Here is a 17,200-nt window from a genome sequence, read left to right on the forward strand (position 1 = left end):
CCGACGCGCTACGCGCTCGAATCGTCCCAATTGCAGAGCGAGTACTACCGTTGCTGGCAAGGTCTGAAGAAGCATTTCAATCCGGCGCAGCTCTGAATCCGCACCAAGGAGATACCGTATGTCATTGATCAATGAATCGCACGACCCCAGTCTGAAGAGTTGGGTCGCGCAGGCAAACGAACCGGGAAGCGATTTCCCGATCCAGAATCTTCCATTCGGTCGTTTTCGACGCATTGGCGCGGATGATGCCTTTAAGATCGGCGTCGCAATTGGCGACCAGATCCTGGATCTGCAAGCCACAGGCCTGATCGACAGCCCGGACATGAACACGTTGATGGCACTCGACACGGCAGCGCGACTTCGCTTGCGCCTCGACATTTCCCGTGGCTTGGCGCAGGGCAGCGCGCACCAGCAGGCATGGTCGAAGCTGCTCACGTCTCGAAACGCTGCCGAGATGGCGGTGCCCTGCCGGATCGGAGACTACACTGATTTCTACACGGGCATTCACCACGCCACGTCCGTCGGCAAGCTGTTTCGGCCTGACCAACCGCTGATGCCGAACTACAAATGGGCGCCCATCGGTTATCACGGCCGGTCCTCGTCCATTCGTGTTAGCGGCCAGACGTTCCGGCGGCCGCGCGGTCAGACAAAGGCGTCCGATGCCGCTCAACCGAGCATCGGTCCCAGCCGACGACTCGACTACGAACTGGAACTTGGCTATTTCGTCGGCCGCGGCAACGAGTTGGGGCAACCCATCTTCATCGAAGATGCCGAGAATCACTTGTTCGGGGTGACATTGCTCAACGACTGGTCTGCGCGCGATATCCAGGCGTGGGAGTACCAGCCCCTCGGCCCGTTCCTGTCGAAGAACTTCGCGTCGACGGTTTCGCCCTGGTTGGTCACGACCGAGGCGCTGGCGCCCTTCCGCACGGCACTGACGCGTCCCGAAGGCGACCCGCAGCCGCTTCCTTACCTGGATGGCGACTTCAATCGCAAGGCAGGAATATTCGACATCATGCTCGAAGTCCTGATACTGACGGAGCGCATGGCCAAGGCCGGCCTCCCGCCCGAACGCCTGACGCTGGGCAACGCCGGCACCGCCGCCTACTGGACGGCGGCTCAACTGCTGACGCATCACACCGTCAATGGCTGCAATCTCCAGTCCGGCGATCTGCTGGGTTCCGGTACGTTATCGGGCCCCGCAGCCAACGAAGCCGGCTCCCTGCTCGAGTTGACCGAGGGCGGCAAAAAGTCCGTCAGTCTGGCCAACGGCGAAGAGCGGACCTTTCTGGAGGATGGTGACACCCTGATCCTGCGCGGCTGGTGTGAACGCCCCGGCGCGGCCCGCATTGGTCTCGGCGAAGTCCGTGGAACCGTCGTCGCATGAGAAAGGGTTACCGATGATAAATTCGATTAAACCGGAAGCCCCGGTCGCAGATCGCGTCTTGTACACGTACTTCCGCAGTTCTGCGGCGTATCGAGTGCGCATTGCGCTCGACCTGAAGAGGCTCGACTACCGCGCGGTTCCCGTTCACTTGATTCGTGACGGCGGACAGCAGCATCAGCCCGAATACCGCGCGGTGAATCCCTTCGGGCTCGTGCCGAGCTACCGCGAGGACGGTCGGACTATTCGTCAATCGTTGGCCATTATCGAATACCTTGACGAATGCCATCCCGAACCGCCGCTGCTGCCTGTCACGCCCTTCGCGCGCGCAGAGGTGAGGCAGTTGGCGCTATCGATCGCTTGCGAAATCCACCCGCTCAACAATCCGCGGGTTATGAAGTATCTTGAGCGGGAGCTACATGTCGACGAGGCGACACGACTGGGATGGATGCGTCACTGGATGAAGGTAGGGCTGCAGGCGTTGGAAGCTATGCTCGCGGAGATGGGTTCATCCGGGCGTTTCTGCCATGGCGATCAACCCACGTTGGCAGACTGTTGTCTGGTACCTCAACTGTTCAATGCACGTCGGTTCGAAGTCGATCTTTCTGAATTCCCGCGTCTGCTAGCGATTGACGCCGCCTGCAACGCGTTGCTGGCCTTCCGCAACGCGCATCCCAGCAAGCAACCAGATGCGGCGACGTAAGGTCGACTCACAAATGCCCCGTGCGGGAAACGCCCAGCCGTGCAACTTCTCTCAGCTCACAATTTTCAGGTCGATTGTGACGCGGATTTGCGTCAAGCGGCCGGTTGTTTCTGCTTACGATCACCAGGCATGAAAAAGTAAAGTCTGATTCAACGATCACGGCGGCCGTGCCAGGTCCGTCGGTCGAACGGCCGCTATTAGAAGTATATGAGCCGTTCAACCGGCGGAAACGCCGTGTCGCCCAAAGGCAGAAACTGGCCGGTTTGAGTCGGATGATCACGAGGTCCACCAGCATCTGCGGAGAATGGTACTGTTCTGCTCACCGCCATTCGCAAAATTCCTTCGGGTAGAGCTCAGCGCTCTGATCCAGGTCGCCCGTCGCTGCATAGATCAACGGATGGCCAGCCGGGATGAGCACCGCTCCATCGACCACTCGACCCATTACTAGCCGATGATCCCCAGCCTCGACGTCACTGACTACCTGACAGTCGAAGAAAGCTAGCGCGCCGTGCAACAGCGGTGCGCCCGTCCGGCCTGCTCGCCAGGGTATCCCCGCGAGCTTATCGACCGTGCGACCCGATTGCGTCCCGAAGTGCTTGGCCAACGCCTGCTGTTCCGCCCGCAAGACATTAATTGCGAACACCCGGCCGCCCTGAAGAAGCGTGTAAGACGCATGCGCCGGGTTGATGCTAATCGCGAGAAGTAACGGGCGAAAGGAGACTTGTACGACCCAACTTGCCGTAAATGCATTCCGGCGATCGCCGTCCGCAACGCCGATCACGTGGACGCCTGTCGTCAGATGCCTGAAAACGTTCGCGATGCCGTCACTCATAGCGCTTCACCTTTGGATCCCGTGTCCTCCGAGCTAGGTCCGCCGCGACGAAAAGAAGCTGGGCCGCAAACCGGGACTCAGGGAGTCTCGATTCCATTGCGCGTCCGATATCGACAGCGACCGCCTGGCGGCTACCAACGTCATATCGTATCGTCGCCTTAGCTACCTTGCAAATGCGCGCGCCGATTGTCCCTTGGCCGCCTGTTGCCATCGTGAAGGTCACATGCCGACCCTCAACGGTCGGTCGTCTCCGAGCGCTTGCGATGACCGCTTGCACGGTATAACGGCCGCACGCCTCGCTGTTTTGTCCGGTGGGTCATCGGCCCTTACCGAAATCGAAGCCTATTGCGTTCTACTTCGGTTGCCTTGGGGATTTGTTGACCTTGGTGCGATCCAGTCGGTGGAAGCAGCTTCCTGCATTGGCCAACTCACACTTTCAACCCGTTGTCGTCTCATCCACGCCACCCGATTTAGGCACCGGACGCGTGCAGTCGAGGCTCTCTGTCAGCGGTGCGGCGAAACAACCATGTCCGCGATCTCGATGGTCTCGGTGGTGACCGGACCGCTCTCGATGTCCTGAATCGTGCCGACGTACCGGTTGCGCGCGCTGGCCTTCATGGCAAGCCGTAAGACGCGGCCGTCTTACTACCCGCCGCGCTCAACGCGTCATAGGACCCCCACGAGTTCGGGGTTTCCCTATCTTTGCTCAGCAAAAGCAAGTTACGGAAATAGACTCCTCGCCACACACAATATCTGAAACTGCGCTGTCGACCCTTGAAATCTCGACGCCATTTGCGCGGCATGCTTTTTGATACTTACTTAGTCTGGGGCGGCAGGGCTTGCGAATGGACGCGCACGGCCCGCACTATTTGCGCCATCGTCGCCTGTCAGCTTGCGTGCGATGGAAGTTTTTCCGAACATTCCCTGACTGGTCCGGCAATCTACTGTTAAGGCGACGTCCCTGACGCTCGTGGTGTACGCTTGACGAATCAGTCGTCCACGCATTCAAATTCTTTTAGCAAGACTGCCAGTAAGCGTGGCAATCAACATCGTCCGTTATGACAAGCAATAATTCGCCTGAGCCTTCAGCTGACCCGCCCGACGTGACTCGATCTGTCATGCCGTCGCTGGAGTTTCCGATCGTCGGCGTCGGGGCATCGGCCGGCGGGATTCAAGCGCTGACGCGCCTGTTTGAGCACATGCCAAACGAGGCCGGCATGGCGTTTGTGATCGTACTTCACCTGTCGCCCAAGCATGAAAGCCAGGCCGACGCCGTGCTCCAGAGACTCACGAGAATGCCGGTCGTGCAAGTCCTGCAAGCGACTCAGATTGAAAAGAATCATGTCTATCTTATCTCGCCGGCCAACGACCTGTCGATGAATGATGGCTACCTGAGAGTGACGCCGTCGAATCGCGAACCAGGAAGACCGGTGGCGATCGACCTGTTTTTTCGCAGCCTCGCCGAAGTACACCGCACCCGCGCGATCAGCGTGGTTTTGTCGGGCTTTGGCAGCGACGGTACGATCGGAATAGGTCGGATTAAGGAGCATGGCGGTGTCACGATCGCGCAAAGTCCCGAGGACGCCGAATGCGATGAGATGCCTCGTAATGCCATCGCGACGGGCCTAGTCGACATTGTGCTGCCGGTCGTTGAGATCCCGCAAAAACTTATCGAACTGCGCGACAACGCGCGAGCCATCCAGTTGCCTCCTGCTGCCGACGATCCCCTAATGGCAACGTCTGCGGATAGTAGTGCAGGGCCGGATACCACATCGCTCGCGGAAGACGCGCTGCAGAAAATCCTCTCTACGCTGCGCGCCCGCACCGCGCATGACTTCCGGCACTACAAGCGCTCGACGGTTCTGCGACGCATTGAACGCCGACTGCAAGTCAACGCGCTTCGAGACTTACCCTCGTATCAGCGGTTTCTCGACACCCACCCGGAGGAGTCCGCGGCATTGCTTAAGGACATGTTGATCGGCGTGACGAATTTTTTTCGCGATCGGGACGCTTTTGAAGCCCTTGAGCGCGAAATCGTGCCGCGCATCTGCGAAGGCAAGTCCGATGACGACTCCATCCGCGTCTGGGCCGCGGGCTGCTCGACCGGAGAAGAAGCGTATTCGGTCGCGATGCTGCTTAACGAATGTGTTGCGGAAGCCAATAAAGGCTGTGGGATTCAAGTGTTCGCCACAGATATCGATGAGAGCGCTATCGAGACGGCGCGCACGGGCAACTACCCATCGCCCATTGTGACCGACGTTCCGCCTGCCCGGCTTCGAAAGTTTTTTACGCTCACGCACGGGCGCTACCTCATCAACAAATCCTTACGGGAACAGGTTCTGTTTGCCGCACACAACCTCCTGCGCGATCCACCCTTCTCTAAGCTCGACCTGGTGTCATGCCGCAACCTGCTGATCTACCTGGACCGTACGGTACAGCGACAGGTCTTGGAGACGTTTCACTTCGCGCTTCAACCGGGCGGGTATCTTTTCTTGGGTAGTTCCGAGTCGGCTGAGATTGCCGATGACCTTTTTGCCGCCGTTGACAAGAAGAACCGGATTTATCGCGCGAAGAAGTCGGCGAGCGCGCGAACTGCGCCGACGTTACCGTTCGTCGGCCCACTGGCGCAGCCGACTCACTTCAGTAACATAAAGCCAGCGATTGGTCGCACGGACTCTTCGTTCGCAGCCCTGCACCGAAGCGCGATGGAGCATTATGCACCGCCAAGCGTGCTGATCGACCGCGACGGAGAAATCCTGCATATGTCAGAGGATGTCGGCCGGTTCCTCCGATACGTCGGCGGTGAACCGTCTCACAATCTCCTCACCCTGATCAACCCCGAACTGAGACTGGAGCTTCAAACTGCGCTCTTTCAGGCGCTGCGACATGGCAAAAGCGTCGATGCAGAACGCGTGGGGTTCGCACGTGGTACCGCTCTTTCCTACGTCAATATGACTGTGCGCCCATTTTACGATGCGGCCGGTGGAGACGTCCTTGCAGTGTTCTTCGATGAGGCGGAGGAGACCACGTTGCCCGAAGCGTCCGACGTCGCTCCGACTGACGAGAATCCTGTCGTCGCTCACCTCGAGGCCGAAGTACGGCGATTGAAGGAGCTGTTGCAATCGACGGTCGAGCATTCTAACGTCTCCAGCGAGGAGCTAAAGGCCTCCAACGAAGAGTTACAGGCGATCAACGAAGAAATGCGTTCAGCGTCCGAGGAGCTCGAAACTAGCAAGGAAGAACTGCAGTCGGTCAACGAAGAGATCGTGACGGTCAATAGTGCGTTGCTGGCGAAGGTGGAAGAGACCGCGAAAGCCAACGATGACCTTCAAAACTTGATCGGCTCCACTGGCATCTCGACCATCTTTGTCGATCGTTCGATGCGCATCAAACGCTATACGCCCGCTGCCGTGGGACTGTTCAATTTGATCGCGACGGATATCGGCCGCCCCTTGCTTGATTTGACGCATCGCCTGAATTATCCGGAACTCGCCGCTGATGTAAGAAGTGCATTCGAGGACCTGAAGTTAGCGGAGCGGGAAGTCAGCACCTTGGACGGCCATTGGTTTCTCGCTCGCGTGCTGCCATACCGAACCGTGGACGATCGCATCGACGGCGCCGTGCTCACGCTGATCGACATCACCCAAAGACGCCGGGCCGAGGCAGCGGCCCGGTCGAGCGAAGAACGTCTGAAACTCGCTGCGTTGACCACCGACGACTACGCAATCATTGTGCAAGATCTGGACGGCACGATCCTCAGTTGGAACCGAGGAGCGCACCGCATGTTTGGCTTTGAAGAGCATGAGGTCGTGGGCAAGCCGATCGATCTCATATTCGTCCCGGAAGACCGGCCGAGCGCAGCGCTCGCCGAACGAGAAACAGCCAAGAAGGAAGGTCGTGCCGAGGACGAGCGTTGGCACCTCAGAAAGGACGGCAGAAAGATCTATTGCAGCGGTGTCATGACGTCGATCGACACCGTCGGCTTCAAGGGTCTTGCGAAAATAGCGCGCGATTTAACCGACCGCAAGAGCGTGGAAAGTCAGCAGCAACTTCAGTTGGCGCTCGAGCGGGCCATTCGTGCTCAGGCGGAAACGGTGAACCGCCAAAAGGATGAATTTTTTGCCGTACTGTCGCACGAGCTAAAGAATCCGCTTAATCTAATTCACGTCAAGGCTGAGTTACTGAGCCGCTCGCCCGAGGTGAAGGATATTACGCTGGTTCAGGATGCGGCGGACGCGATTCAACGTTCGGTCCTTGGGCAATCCAAGATCATTGACGACCTGTTGGATCTGTCGCGGGTGCGCACTGGCAAGTTGGCGTTGCATTTCTCGCCAGTCAATCTTGCATCCGTTCTTCAAGCGATTGTCGAGGCGAGTGAGGCGGAAGCCGCGAACAAGCAGATTCGAATGTTAGTGTCAGGCGTTGACGCGCCGTTGACGATTCAGGCCGATCCGGTACGCCTGGAGCAGATGCTTTGGAACGTGGTACGCAATGCCTTAAAGTTCACGGCGCACGGCGGACGCGTGAATCTGTCGCTTACGCGCGATGATCGATATGTCTGCGTCGAAGTATGCGATACCGGGCGAGGCATCGCGCCTGATTTTCTGCCCAAGGTCTTCGATATGTTTAGTCAAGCGGACGGCGGCGGCCGACGTGATCGCGGCGGTTTAGGCATCGGCTTGTCGCTCACCAAGCAACTGATTGAAATGCATGGCGGACGCATTGAGGGCTCCTCGGCTGGATTGGGACAAGGATCCTGTTTCCGGCTATGGTTGCCATACCTTCCTCCATCCACACCGGTATTGCGCACGGGTAATACCGCTGATCCCAGCATTCTGAAGGGACTGCGCGTGCTGCTTGTCGACGATTCGCTGGAAGGCCTCGAAGGCTTCCGGAGTTTGCTTGAACTAGAAGGGGCGCAGGTCAGAGCGGAATCGAGTCCCGAGGCAGCTCTCGAAGCCGCGAGCGAAAGCGAGTTCGATCTGATCCTGTCGGATATCGGCATGCCGACGATGAGCGGCTATGAACTGATTGCGAAGTTGCGCGAACTGCCGGCGTGTAGGGCTGTTCCAGCGATCGCTTTAACCGGTTTCGGCCGCGAGCAGGACGCTGCCGAGGCACTACGTGCAGGGTTCGATGGGCATTTGGGTAAGCCGGTGTCGCTGAATGCGCTACTCGTGGCTATTGGCGGAAACTTGGGAAAAAGTAGCGAATATTAAGTCATTAAGTCGATGCACGAATCATTTCCAAAGTCGATGTGGCACAGAACAGCCTCGAAAGTGCCCGGTTTCAGCGCAGAGGTTCCCTTCTTAGCAGACCGTTGCCGCTCAATTGCTGGTCCGGCTTCAAATAAAGCGGCCGCTCGACTACTTCGGACGCGCTGCTCTCTGGCGGCCGATCGGACTCAAGCTCCCGACACGAGTCAGCAGGTACCGGTCACGGCCAACGCCGCCACAATGAGCATTCGCACCAGCGAGTCAGTCGAGTCGGCAGACGCGTCGATCATGAACAGCGATTCGCGCAAAGCTTGTTCGATATTGAAACGTTCATCCAGCCACGCCCGCAAGACCGCCTCTGACATGATGACTATGTTGCTGCGCTTCGCTTCATCCGTGGCCGTTAAATCGGGCATCTCGGGGACGATGTCCGGATCGAAGCCGTTCGTGGTCGCGTGAAAGAAGCCCCACGTGTCGTTCTCAATGAACAGGACGTAAAAGTCCGGAAGGGCCAGCAGTGCTTCTTCGGTGTGAGTGCCTACGATGCGCGCTTGCAGCAGGTTCAACGCTTCGACGGAGGACATTCGCATGCGCGCCGCTGAGAGCGCGCCTTCCGCCGCATCGATTGGCTCGATCAGTCCCGACTCAATCGCCTTTCGGGCCGCCACGGCGACCGTCAGCGCAAGCGGATGGCCAACGCCGAAATCGATCTTGAAGTTGCAGATTGCGCACATGGACTTACCTCAAGGCGTGACGATGTTGAACCAGAAATCGAAATTGTCGAGCCAGGACACGAACTCGCCGAGCTTCTGACTATTGCCGTCGATTTTGGCGCTGCCGGCCATCACGAGGTTCTGCATGTTGGTTTGTCCCATCATGATGCTGTTGAGGTCCGCGCGCGTCATCGTGACCGTCGCATCCGCCGAACTCGAAGTCTTCTCCTTCGAGTAATGCAACGCGCTGTTCTCGACACCCAGAAGGCGGCTCTCCTTCGTGTCGGTCAGCACCAGATTGAACGACGCCGTTTTCCCGTTCGCGCGCTCGGCATTCAGCCGGATGCCGAGGTAGTCGAGGAACATGTCGAGCGGCATTGCCTGGATGGTATCGGGGCTCTGCGGCGCAGGAGCTTGCCCCTTCCTGACGCCGTTGCGCAATTCCATCGCACCCGTCAGGTAGAAGTTGCGCCATGGTGCCGACTCCGACTGATAGCCCAGTTGCTCGTAAGCGTCCGCCAGCAGTTGTTTGGCCGCAGTGTTTTGCGGGTCCGCGAATACCACGTGGTTGACGACTTCCGCCACCCATCGATAGTCGCCCTGGTTATACGAGTCGTGAGCCTTTCGTAATACAGCGGCCGCTCCACCCATGTACTCGACGTACCGCTTGCCACTCTCGGTCGGCTCCAGCCGGTGAAGGTTGGCGGGAACACCGTCGAAGAATCCGAGACGCAGGTTGTACTGTGCAACGGCGTCGTGATAGACCGTTCCATAGTAGCTTCGGCAATACCAATGTTTTGCCAGGCTGTCCGGCAGACGAATAGCTTGACCGATCTCCAGTGGCGTCTGGCCCATATTAGCCATGCGCATCACTTGATCGTGCAGGTAGCGATACATGTCGCGTTGGGCGCGCAGAAACGAGTTGATTCGATCGTTGCCCCAGGTCGGCCAGTAATGCGAGGCGAAGAGGACCTGCATTTCTTCGCCGAACATGTCGAGCGTCGCCTGGAGGTACTTGGACCACAGGAGGGCGTCGCGGACCTTCGCGCCGCGCAACGTGTAAAGGTTGTGAAGCGTATGGGTCGCGTCTTCCGCCGCGCAGAAGGCCTTGAATTTCGGCAGGTAGAACATGAACTCGGAAGGCGCCTCGGATTCCGGCGCCATCAGAACCACGATGTCCACGCCGTCCAGCGTCAGTTTCTGGCCGGTCTTCTCGGCGAACATCGTGGGAACAGCGAGCGTGATGGTGCCGACCGAGGTCGTCTTGCCGAGACCGCCATCGACGATGCCCGTTGGGCTGCGTGGCAACAGCGAGCCGTACATGTAACTCGCGCGCCGTCCCATCGCGTTGCCGGCGATGATGTTCTCACCGACGGCCGCTTCCGTAAAACCGACCGGCGCGACGATTTGGACCTTCCCAGATTTCAGGTCGTCGTCGCTGACGAGGCCGCGCACGCCGCCGTAGTGATCGACGTGGCTGTGGGTATAGATGACGTGGGTTATGGGCTTGTCGCCGAGATGCGGGATGACGAGTTGCTTCCACACCGTGGAAGCAACTTCGGTCGTGATGAAAGGATCGACGACTATATAGCCGCGATCGCCCCGAATGATGCTCATCACGGAAAGGTCGTACCCGCGCACTTGCCAGATGCCGTCGACCACCGTGTACAGCCCATGATTCATATTGAGCTTGGCGTTGCGCCAAAGGCTCGGATTGACGGTTGACGGCGCGTTGTTTTCCGGACCGCCTTTCACGAACGCGAACTGCTGGAGATCCCATGCTGGGAACTCGCCTTGCCCCTTGATGACGACCGGCTCCGGCAGTGTGGCGATGAGACCGCGTTTCGCGTCCTCGAAGTCCTGGGCGTCCGCGAACGAAAGGAACTCGGCATACTGTTTGTTCAGCGCGATTGTCGTCGACGTGGCGGGCTTCGGCGCCGAGCCTGTCGCGGAGGGCGCTGCTCCAGTTTGAGCGAAAGTCTCGCCGACCACGCCCGACAGACTGGTCGCTGCGCCTGCAACGGCCACGTTCTTGAGAAATGCTCTGCGTGCGCCGGTTTTTGCTCCGTCTTCCGATTGAGACATGATCCCTCCGGTTAGGTGTCAATGGCAGGCGCATGTCAGCCCGCTAGCGATGTTCGAATAACTCTTCTTTTTCGCGAAGCTCGAGCGGTTACTACGGCGCCGACCTCATTTAGCAGCCGATGGTCGATTTTTCGGGATTGGACGCCGTCGTCGAGTGGCGGTCGCGGACAAACGATGGTCGCGCCACGCCTTCTCATGCCCCCGGGCCCCGGACAGGAGGCTCCCAAACAATGCTTTGCTTTCGCGCTCGGGGCGGTCTGAGACTGGACTTCCTGTCGCTCACGAGCAACTAATAAGCGAACGACGTGGAGATTTCAAGGTTTTTTCCTAGGTGATGGAGACAAGAGCCCTCGGCTCACCTTTCATCAAGTTTTTCTGGGCCGTCTGTACGGCCGACGCCCGGCCGCATTTTATCGGCGTGCGGTGATCGCGCTGTTCGAGATTGACGCCGACAGAGAAAGGTGAGTTTCGAGCGTCATGCGCTTGCGCGCCGATTGGATGCAAATGCAACCGATTAGGGATCAGAGTCTCATGACCGTTGCCATTAGTGGAAGGGCCATCCAAACGGCACCGCGAGCGTGTGCCCTATGTCCCTTGATGGCCGAGAAGGCCCATTCGGCGTGACAGTTAGGCCGGCCCACCAGGATTCACGCGAGCGTCGCGCTCAACGAGTACGCGTACGCGCGAGGACGCTTACCGCGCCATACGCTACCTGATCAGCAACGGCCGGTGGGACTTCGATGTAGGCCTGATGCAGACAAACCGTAACCTCTGAAGCTGTTACATCATGGATCCAAGTCTCAGGCGTGATTGGTAGGCCAATTGTTTCCGCATGGCGCACGCCTATTTCAATAAGATCGATTATCAGAATAGCGTCGTCTGCGGTGCGGACTAGGCAAGGGTAGCGGCCGCGCCATAGTCTCTGGAACGGCTGCGCGCCTTGGGAGGAGAACGTGAAGCATCGCAACCAGGGTCGATGGGTTCGTCCATTCGTACGTCGCGTTGCTAGCTGCGCGAGGCGCGCACTGCTTTCGAGATTTTGTGTGGGACCTGGACTGAGATGTTGGTGGGCAGGCGCACACTGTTCTAGCCGCAACCGCTTGGCTCATCTTCTTCGCCTCGTCGTCTGACGCAAAGATATTGGCGGAGGTCTATCCTGTCGATGCACCCGCTTTCACCAAAAATGCGATCATCGCATCGATCATAAGACCGAAAACGACTATGAAAGCCCTGAGATTCGCGCGGTTTGGCAATCCCGACGTGCTACTCGTCGAGGAAGTTTTGACGCCGCTCGCTACCGCTGATACTGCCGTCGTCCGCGTGTGCGCGGCATCGATCAATCCGAGCGACATAAAGAACGTCGCAGGCCGCATGAGTCAAACGACGCTGCCGCGCACGCCGGGACGCGACTACTCCGGCGTCGTCATCGACGGCCCGAAAGAATGGATCGGCGTGCAAGTCTGGGGCTCCGGCAACGTCGGCTTTACGCACGACGGCACCCATGCCGAACAGATCGCGGTGCCGGTGGCGAGCCTGCGCCGCAAGCCGGACCACGTGTCGCATGAACAGGCAGCATCGATCGGCGTCAACTTCATTACCGCCTGGTGCGCGATCGCCGAGGCGGCGCAGGTCACGAAAAGTGATACGGTCGCGATTGTCGGCCTGGGCGGCGTTGGAGGGGCAGCCGCGCAGATCGCCCGACGCATCGGCGCGAGAGTGATCGGCGTAACACGCGGCGCGCGGGCGAATTCGTATGTCGATGCGAGTGTCGACAGCGAGGGCGATGTCATCGAACAGTTGCGGGCGCTGACCGATGGGGGTGCCTCCGTTGTCTTCGATACGGTCGGTGGTTCCATGTTCGAAACGGCGGTCAAAATGCTCGCGCTGCGCGGATGTCTCGTCGAAATATCGGCGACAGACCGGCGCCAAGTGAGCTTCAATCTTGCCGACTTCTATCACAATGAAAGTCGGTTGATCGGTGTCGATTCGCTCAAGCGCGACTTGAACGCAGCGGCGGTGATTCTCGATGCCCTGCGGCCGGGTTTCGAGGACGGCAGCTATCAGCCGCCGTCCATCGCGCGGACTTATCCGCTCGACAAGGCCGTCGCCGCGTATCGCGAGGTTGAAGCGGGTACCGCGGGCCGCATCGTGCTGACGCCGTGAGAGCCGATGGCCTCGATGCTCTTCGCGCTCTCCTTGGACGAACTCGCCGCGTCGCCGCCGATCTCGATCGATATCGCGCTGCTGCCCGCGCTGGTCGATATCGACGGCGCCCGCACGCGAGCCGCGGTGCTTGGGCCCCGCGCTCAGTACCTTCATGGCGGATTGCGTGTGATTAATTGTGGCGTTAGTTTGTGATCTGAGGACCGCGCAAGCTCAACTCATTCGCTTCCAGGCCTGATGTTGCAACGCGTCGCGCAGCGCCGCTTGGGGCCACGCTTCATCGAGTGCGCGGCGCAGCAGTGCTTGCTGACTCGCAGGAGCGAGGCCGCCTGTTGGTGGGTCGCGATCAAGATTGGTTGGAAAAGCGTGCCCTTCCGCCATTGATGCGATGACAGTATCGAGGTCGGCCGCACTTATCCGGCCGCTGGCTTTGCACTCGAGGAGCACGGGAAAGACCGCCTCACACATGCGTATGCGGTTGACGGTCTCCATCGCGCGTCCATAGGCAGAAGACACTTGTAACAGGTTCACCATGCGTTGCACATCGAGGGTGCGATTCGCGCCCGCAGCGTGAAACAGCGCCGGATTAAAAAATAGTGCATCGCCTTTTGAGAGCGGCAACTGCACGCAGTGCGCTTCAAAGTATTCGCGAAAGTCGGGGCGTCGCCAAGCAAGATAGCCCTGCGCATAGCGCTGCGAGAACGGAAGTAGTTTCGTGGGCCCACTTTTTCAATGGGCATGTCGCTGTGCGCGACGGCGCCCTGTAGCGTCAAAAGAGGCGACATCGTATGAACGTGCGCCGGAAAGCGCTGCGCTTCTTCCACCGTCTGAAATCCGAGATGGTAATCGCGGTGCGCCTGTTGCGCCTCGCCGCCGGGACGAACCACGTTGACCTAAGTGGTCATCTGAAAGCCAGGGCCGAGCCACGCTTCGGCGATGCATGCGATGAATGCGTTAGAGAAATAGCGCGCAAATATGGAAGGCGCCTGTAGGCAGAGCTTTTCTTGAGCATTCCAGATGCGGTCGTTTGCACCGGCCTTTGCGAAATGGTCCGCGCTCTGAATACCCGATTCACGTTCCTGCCGGATGATTGCTTCAAAGACGCGAAGCGTCGGTCCAGGGGATGGTGACCGGTGCCAGCAGCGGCCCCCTCGGATGGTCTTCTTCGATTGCCCCGTCGAAATCTCGGGCCCGGTCGGCCCAGTGCGCGCGCAACGCGACGAGCGTCGCCGCACTCACCGGCGCCGTGCGCTCACGCTGGCCCTTTCCGACGATCGTCAGCTCCCACACCGGCCGTTCAAGTGTGCCGTACACCGACGGCTTCAGATTTTCACGGCGGGCCAACGCCGCCTCCTCACGCCGCAGCCCCGAATCGCCCATCAATAGGATCGTCGCGCGCACCGCACGCCACTGCGCAGTCGAGCGGCTATCGCCTTCCGCGCATCGCACATCGAGCTCGTTGCGCAGGCGTCGCCACAAATCAGCCGGCAACGCGCGCTCAATCTTCATCGCACTCACGCGTTGAATCACAGGCGGATCGTTGACGGCGGTCCACGGGTTGCCGCCCAGATACCGCACATCGACCCACCACGCGAACGCGGCCCGAAGAGCCCGCACCGCATAGCGCTGCGACTCAGGCGAGAGGTCCTCGGACGCAAACGGCCGCCAGCGCGGCGAGTTCCGTGCAAAGCGTTCCCCGACGAAGCGCGGATCGGGGCTTTTCAGGAAATCCTTGTTCGCTTCGCAATCGTCGACCCGCAAATCACTCAAGGCTTTGCCGCACAGCACCACCGCCCACAACAGAAAGCGCTCGAGTTCCTTTGCACGCGCGCAGCGTTTTCGGCTGCTCCCGATAGCGGTTCAGATAGGCGCGCACTGCATCGAGATCGTGGTTCGCCTGGATGTAGCAGAATGCGGTCGCGCGGTTTTCGCCCGCTGCGCCCGAGAGCGCGTGCGGCACCGACAGCCGTTCTAGTGGCGCGAGCGTCAGTCGGTCCGCCCCGCGGCTCGCCCCCTGATCGGACGCCAGATCCGGTACGACCTCAACCAGTTCGGCTGCCACCAACGGCACGCCCTCTCGCTCGACCGAGTCGACATCCGCATCGACCGTCAGACCGAGCGCGGTCTGTTGACGCCGCAGCCAGCTCACGATCGCGCGTGCCCGGCCCGGACCAATGCGCGGAATCGAGCGCCACCAGCCGGCGCCGCGCCGATTGCAGAACGCAACGAGCTCATCTAGCGTCGTGATCCCCTCGCCTTTCAGCCGCCGCGCCACGCGTGGCCGCAGCCACGCGCTGATGGGATGATCCGCACGCGGAGCCGCGGCGGCCAGTTGCGCGGCGTCAGTCACCATCCGCACGTGACGCCGGTCAGCTTCGCTTGGCCGTGCTGTTTGATCGACGCGCGCAGGTGATCGGCAAGCACCGTCGAGCCGTGTGCGAGCGCGAGCTGCACCAAGGTGTCGAGCATCTTCGCGAGGTGTCGCTCCATCGCGCCAGGGGTCGCCGCATGCGGATCGGCGTCGGGGTCGTAGTAGGTGCGCGCGATCACCGCGGGCGCAATGCGCTCCACGTACGCACGCAGCTCCGTGAAATCCTTCGCCGTATAACCGCGTTCAAGGGTCAGCTTCTCAGCGGTGAGCTTTTCCGGGGCGGGAGTCGGGCCCATCGCGCGCTCAGTCATCGCCACCCTCCTCGCCGTCCGATGCCATCGACGACTTTGGTGGCTGCGGTCGGAATTCCTGCAGCTCAGCCTGCCCCTGCGCCATGAACACTTCCGGCCAGGTGCCGCACAGGATCTCGAACGGCACGCGTGCTGCAAGTAGGCGTGCGGCCAGTCGCAAGTCATCAGAGCGCTCGCCCCACAGGGATCGCTGTACCAGTACCACGGCACCCCACTCCGCGATGCAATCCAGTACGGGCTCGAAATCGGCGCCCTGCAGCAACGCCGATCCGTAGGCCTGGGCGAGCGCTGTCAGCACCCGCAATTCAATGTGGCTAGGTTTGACCGGCAGCGGCACGGACCGCCTTTCGACAAGGTGATGCATCGCGCCCGAGCGGCGTCGCCGCGTGATAGTCCAGTCGAGCTCGAGCACGAGGCGCGCGACTTCCGGGTCGGGAAACGACTCGAATGCCTCGTCATCGTCGTCAAAGTCGTCTCTGCCTTGTGCCACGGGCCCCTGCCCTTTCAGGTAAATGGGAAATGCCTAATTCTACCCCGCAAACGCTATCCCGATAATAGGCTTTATCAGGCATGCGAAATAAACTGACGACGGGTTACTTATGTAGGCGTGGTCCGGCAAGAATCCGAACGGATCTCGCTTTTCGACCCATTGTCACCAGTCGACTGGGAAAGATTTGGACGCCCGCTTTCGAGCCAACGACAGTCATCGATTTCCCTACGCTACGATAGCGGTCTGCGCGACGAGTAAGTCGCGTCACGGACGTCTATCTTGCTTAATCCGTCATACGGCTACTCTCGGGCTGCTGCACAATCCGGCTGATCAGATACCGAGTCAACGAGCCACTCGGCGCCCGGCAGTCCACTATGTAACCGCACCGCGCGCCAAGCAGCGCAATCCCCGCGGGCGACAGCACCGAGATGCGTCCTTGTTGGTAGTCGGCTTCATCTGGATAGACCAGCGTCCATCGATAGACGTCTCCTCCGACATCAACGCGCTCGAGGGTGGTATTCAATGTGATGACGTCCGGAGGAACGTCGGCGGAATTCACGAACACGGCCATCGCTTCCAGTTCCTCCAGGAGCGCCCGCTGCTGAGCGGAGGCGGTAATCAGATACCCGCCTCGCTTGAGCCGCGCGATGTCGGTCTCGGATAAAATCCGCGAATTGTCGGAGCGTGATCGCGAATCCGCGAAGGCGCCAACTTGAACTAGCGGCATATATGTCTCTTGGAAGCGTGAAGGTTAGAAAGGTCCGTGCAATTGCCACCAGACCAGACGTCTAGCCATGAACCGTCCACGAAAATAAGGCGCTCGAGGCTCCCGTTCCGTATTACCTGGCGCACCGTAAGTGGGTTCACGAATACTCCGGGCCGTTCATCCGGAAACACAACTTGCATCAGCGGGGAAAGACGTTGCGTCACTT

At 59.8% G+C, this 17,200-nt stretch carries 13 protein-coding genes and 1 pseudogene; 5 read left to right on the forward strand and 9 right to left on the reverse strand.

From position 1 onward, the window contains the following. Positions 1-118 precede the first annotated feature (118 nt). Together fahA and maiA are read left to right on the forward strand one after the other, a co-directional pair. The gene (gene fahA / locus AWB67_RS30550) at positions 119-1,387 is read left to right on the forward strand and encodes a fumarylacetoacetase (protein ID WP_087659866.1); all 1,269 of its coding nucleotides are present in this window, start codon (positions 119-121) and stop codon (positions 1,385-1,387) included. Between the two features lie 13 nt (positions 1,388-1,400). Next, entirely contained in the window at positions 1,401-2,087 is a 687-nt protein-coding gene (maiA, locus tag AWB67_RS30555) for a maleylacetoacetate isomerase (RefSeq protein ID WP_087659867.1), read from the forward strand. Positions 2,088-2,406: 319 nt separating this feature from the next. On the opposite strand, the gene AWB67_RS30560 is transcribed toward maiA, so the two are convergent. Further along, entirely contained in the window at positions 2,407-2,919 is a 513-nt protein-coding gene (locus tag AWB67_RS30560; protein ID WP_087659868.1) for a flavin reductase family protein, read from the reverse strand. 1,118 nt (positions 2,920-4,037) lie between these two features. Here AWB67_RS30560 and AWB67_RS30565 point away from each other — a divergent pair. Next, entirely contained in the window at positions 4,038-8,138 is a 4,101-nt protein-coding gene (locus tag AWB67_RS30565) for a CheR family methyltransferase (RefSeq protein ID WP_235025419.1), read from the forward strand. 203 nt (positions 8,139-8,341) lie between these two features. Here AWB67_RS30565 and AWB67_RS30570 read toward each other — a convergent pair whose 3' ends face one another. Both AWB67_RS30570 and AWB67_RS30575 read right to left on the reverse strand, forming a co-directional pair. Further along, complete coding sequence (locus AWB67_RS30570) at positions 8,342-8,869, reverse strand: hypothetical protein (RefSeq protein WP_087659870.1); 528 nt, start codon at positions 8,867-8,869, stop codon at positions 8,342-8,344. Between the two features lie 9 nt (positions 8,870-8,878). Then, positions 8,879-10,933, reverse strand: a complete 2,055-nt coding sequence (locus tag AWB67_RS30575) for an alkyl/aryl-sulfatase (protein WP_087659871.1) — start codon at positions 10,931-10,933, stop codon at positions 8,879-8,881. Positions 10,934-12,154: 1,221 nt separating this feature from the next. On the opposite strand from AWB67_RS30575, the gene AWB67_RS30580 reads away from it, so the two are divergent. Further along, positions 12,155-13,096 carry a quinone oxidoreductase family protein gene (locus AWB67_RS30580; RefSeq protein ID WP_087659872.1) on the forward strand — a complete coding sequence of 314 codons (942 nt, stop codon included), beginning with the start codon at positions 12,155-12,157 and terminating at the stop codon, positions 13,094-13,096. 6 nt (positions 13,097-13,102) lie between these two features. Further along, positions 13,103-13,291 carry a hypothetical protein gene (locus AWB67_RS30585; RefSeq protein WP_087659873.1) on the forward strand — a complete coding sequence of 63 codons (189 nt, stop codon included), beginning with the start codon at positions 13,103-13,105 and terminating at the stop codon, positions 13,289-13,291. 18 nt (positions 13,292-13,309) lie between these two features. Here AWB67_RS30585 and AWB67_RS30590 read toward each other — a convergent pair. The 6 genes and pseudogenes from AWB67_RS30590 to AWB67_RS30610 form a co-directional block, all read right to left on the reverse strand. Then, positions 13,310-14,199: pseudogene (locus AWB67_RS30590) on the reverse strand (phytanoyl-CoA dioxygenase family protein); the annotation flags it as partial. Beyond that, positions 14,192-14,896, reverse strand: a complete 705-nt coding sequence (locus AWB67_RS42240) for a site-specific integrase (RefSeq protein WP_235025420.1) — start codon at positions 14,894-14,896, stop codon at positions 14,192-14,194. The pseudogene AWB67_RS30590 and the gene AWB67_RS42240, both read right to left, overlap by 8 nt. Further along, positions 14,859-15,449, reverse strand: coding sequence for a phage integrase family protein (locus AWB67_RS30595; RefSeq protein ID WP_087659874.1), 591 nt, complete (start codon positions 15,447-15,449; stop codon positions 14,859-14,861). Before AWB67_RS30595 ends, AWB67_RS42240 begins: the two co-directional genes overlap by 38 nt. Next, the gene (locus AWB67_RS30600; protein ID WP_087659875.1) at positions 15,443-15,778 is read right to left on the reverse strand and encodes a hypothetical protein; all 336 of its coding nucleotides are present in this window, start codon (positions 15,776-15,778) and stop codon (positions 15,443-15,445) included. Before AWB67_RS30600 ends, AWB67_RS30595 begins: the two co-directional genes overlap by 7 nt. Further along, positions 15,771-16,268, reverse strand: a complete 498-nt coding sequence (locus AWB67_RS30605) for a hypothetical protein (protein ID WP_087659876.1) — start codon at positions 16,266-16,268, stop codon at positions 15,771-15,773. The genes AWB67_RS30600 and AWB67_RS30605 overlap by 8 nt, the downstream gene beginning before the upstream one ends. 283 nt (positions 16,269-16,551) lie before the next feature. Next, positions 16,552-16,995, reverse strand: coding sequence for a GreA/GreB family elongation factor (locus tag AWB67_RS30610; protein ID WP_087659877.1), 444 nt, complete (start codon positions 16,993-16,995; stop codon positions 16,552-16,554). Positions 16,996-17,200 lie beyond the last annotated feature (205 nt).

Source organism: Caballeronia terrestris, assembly GCF_001544515.1.
GTDB classification, from domain to species: Bacteria; Pseudomonadota; Gammaproteobacteria; order Burkholderiales; family Burkholderiaceae; genus Caballeronia; species Caballeronia terrestris.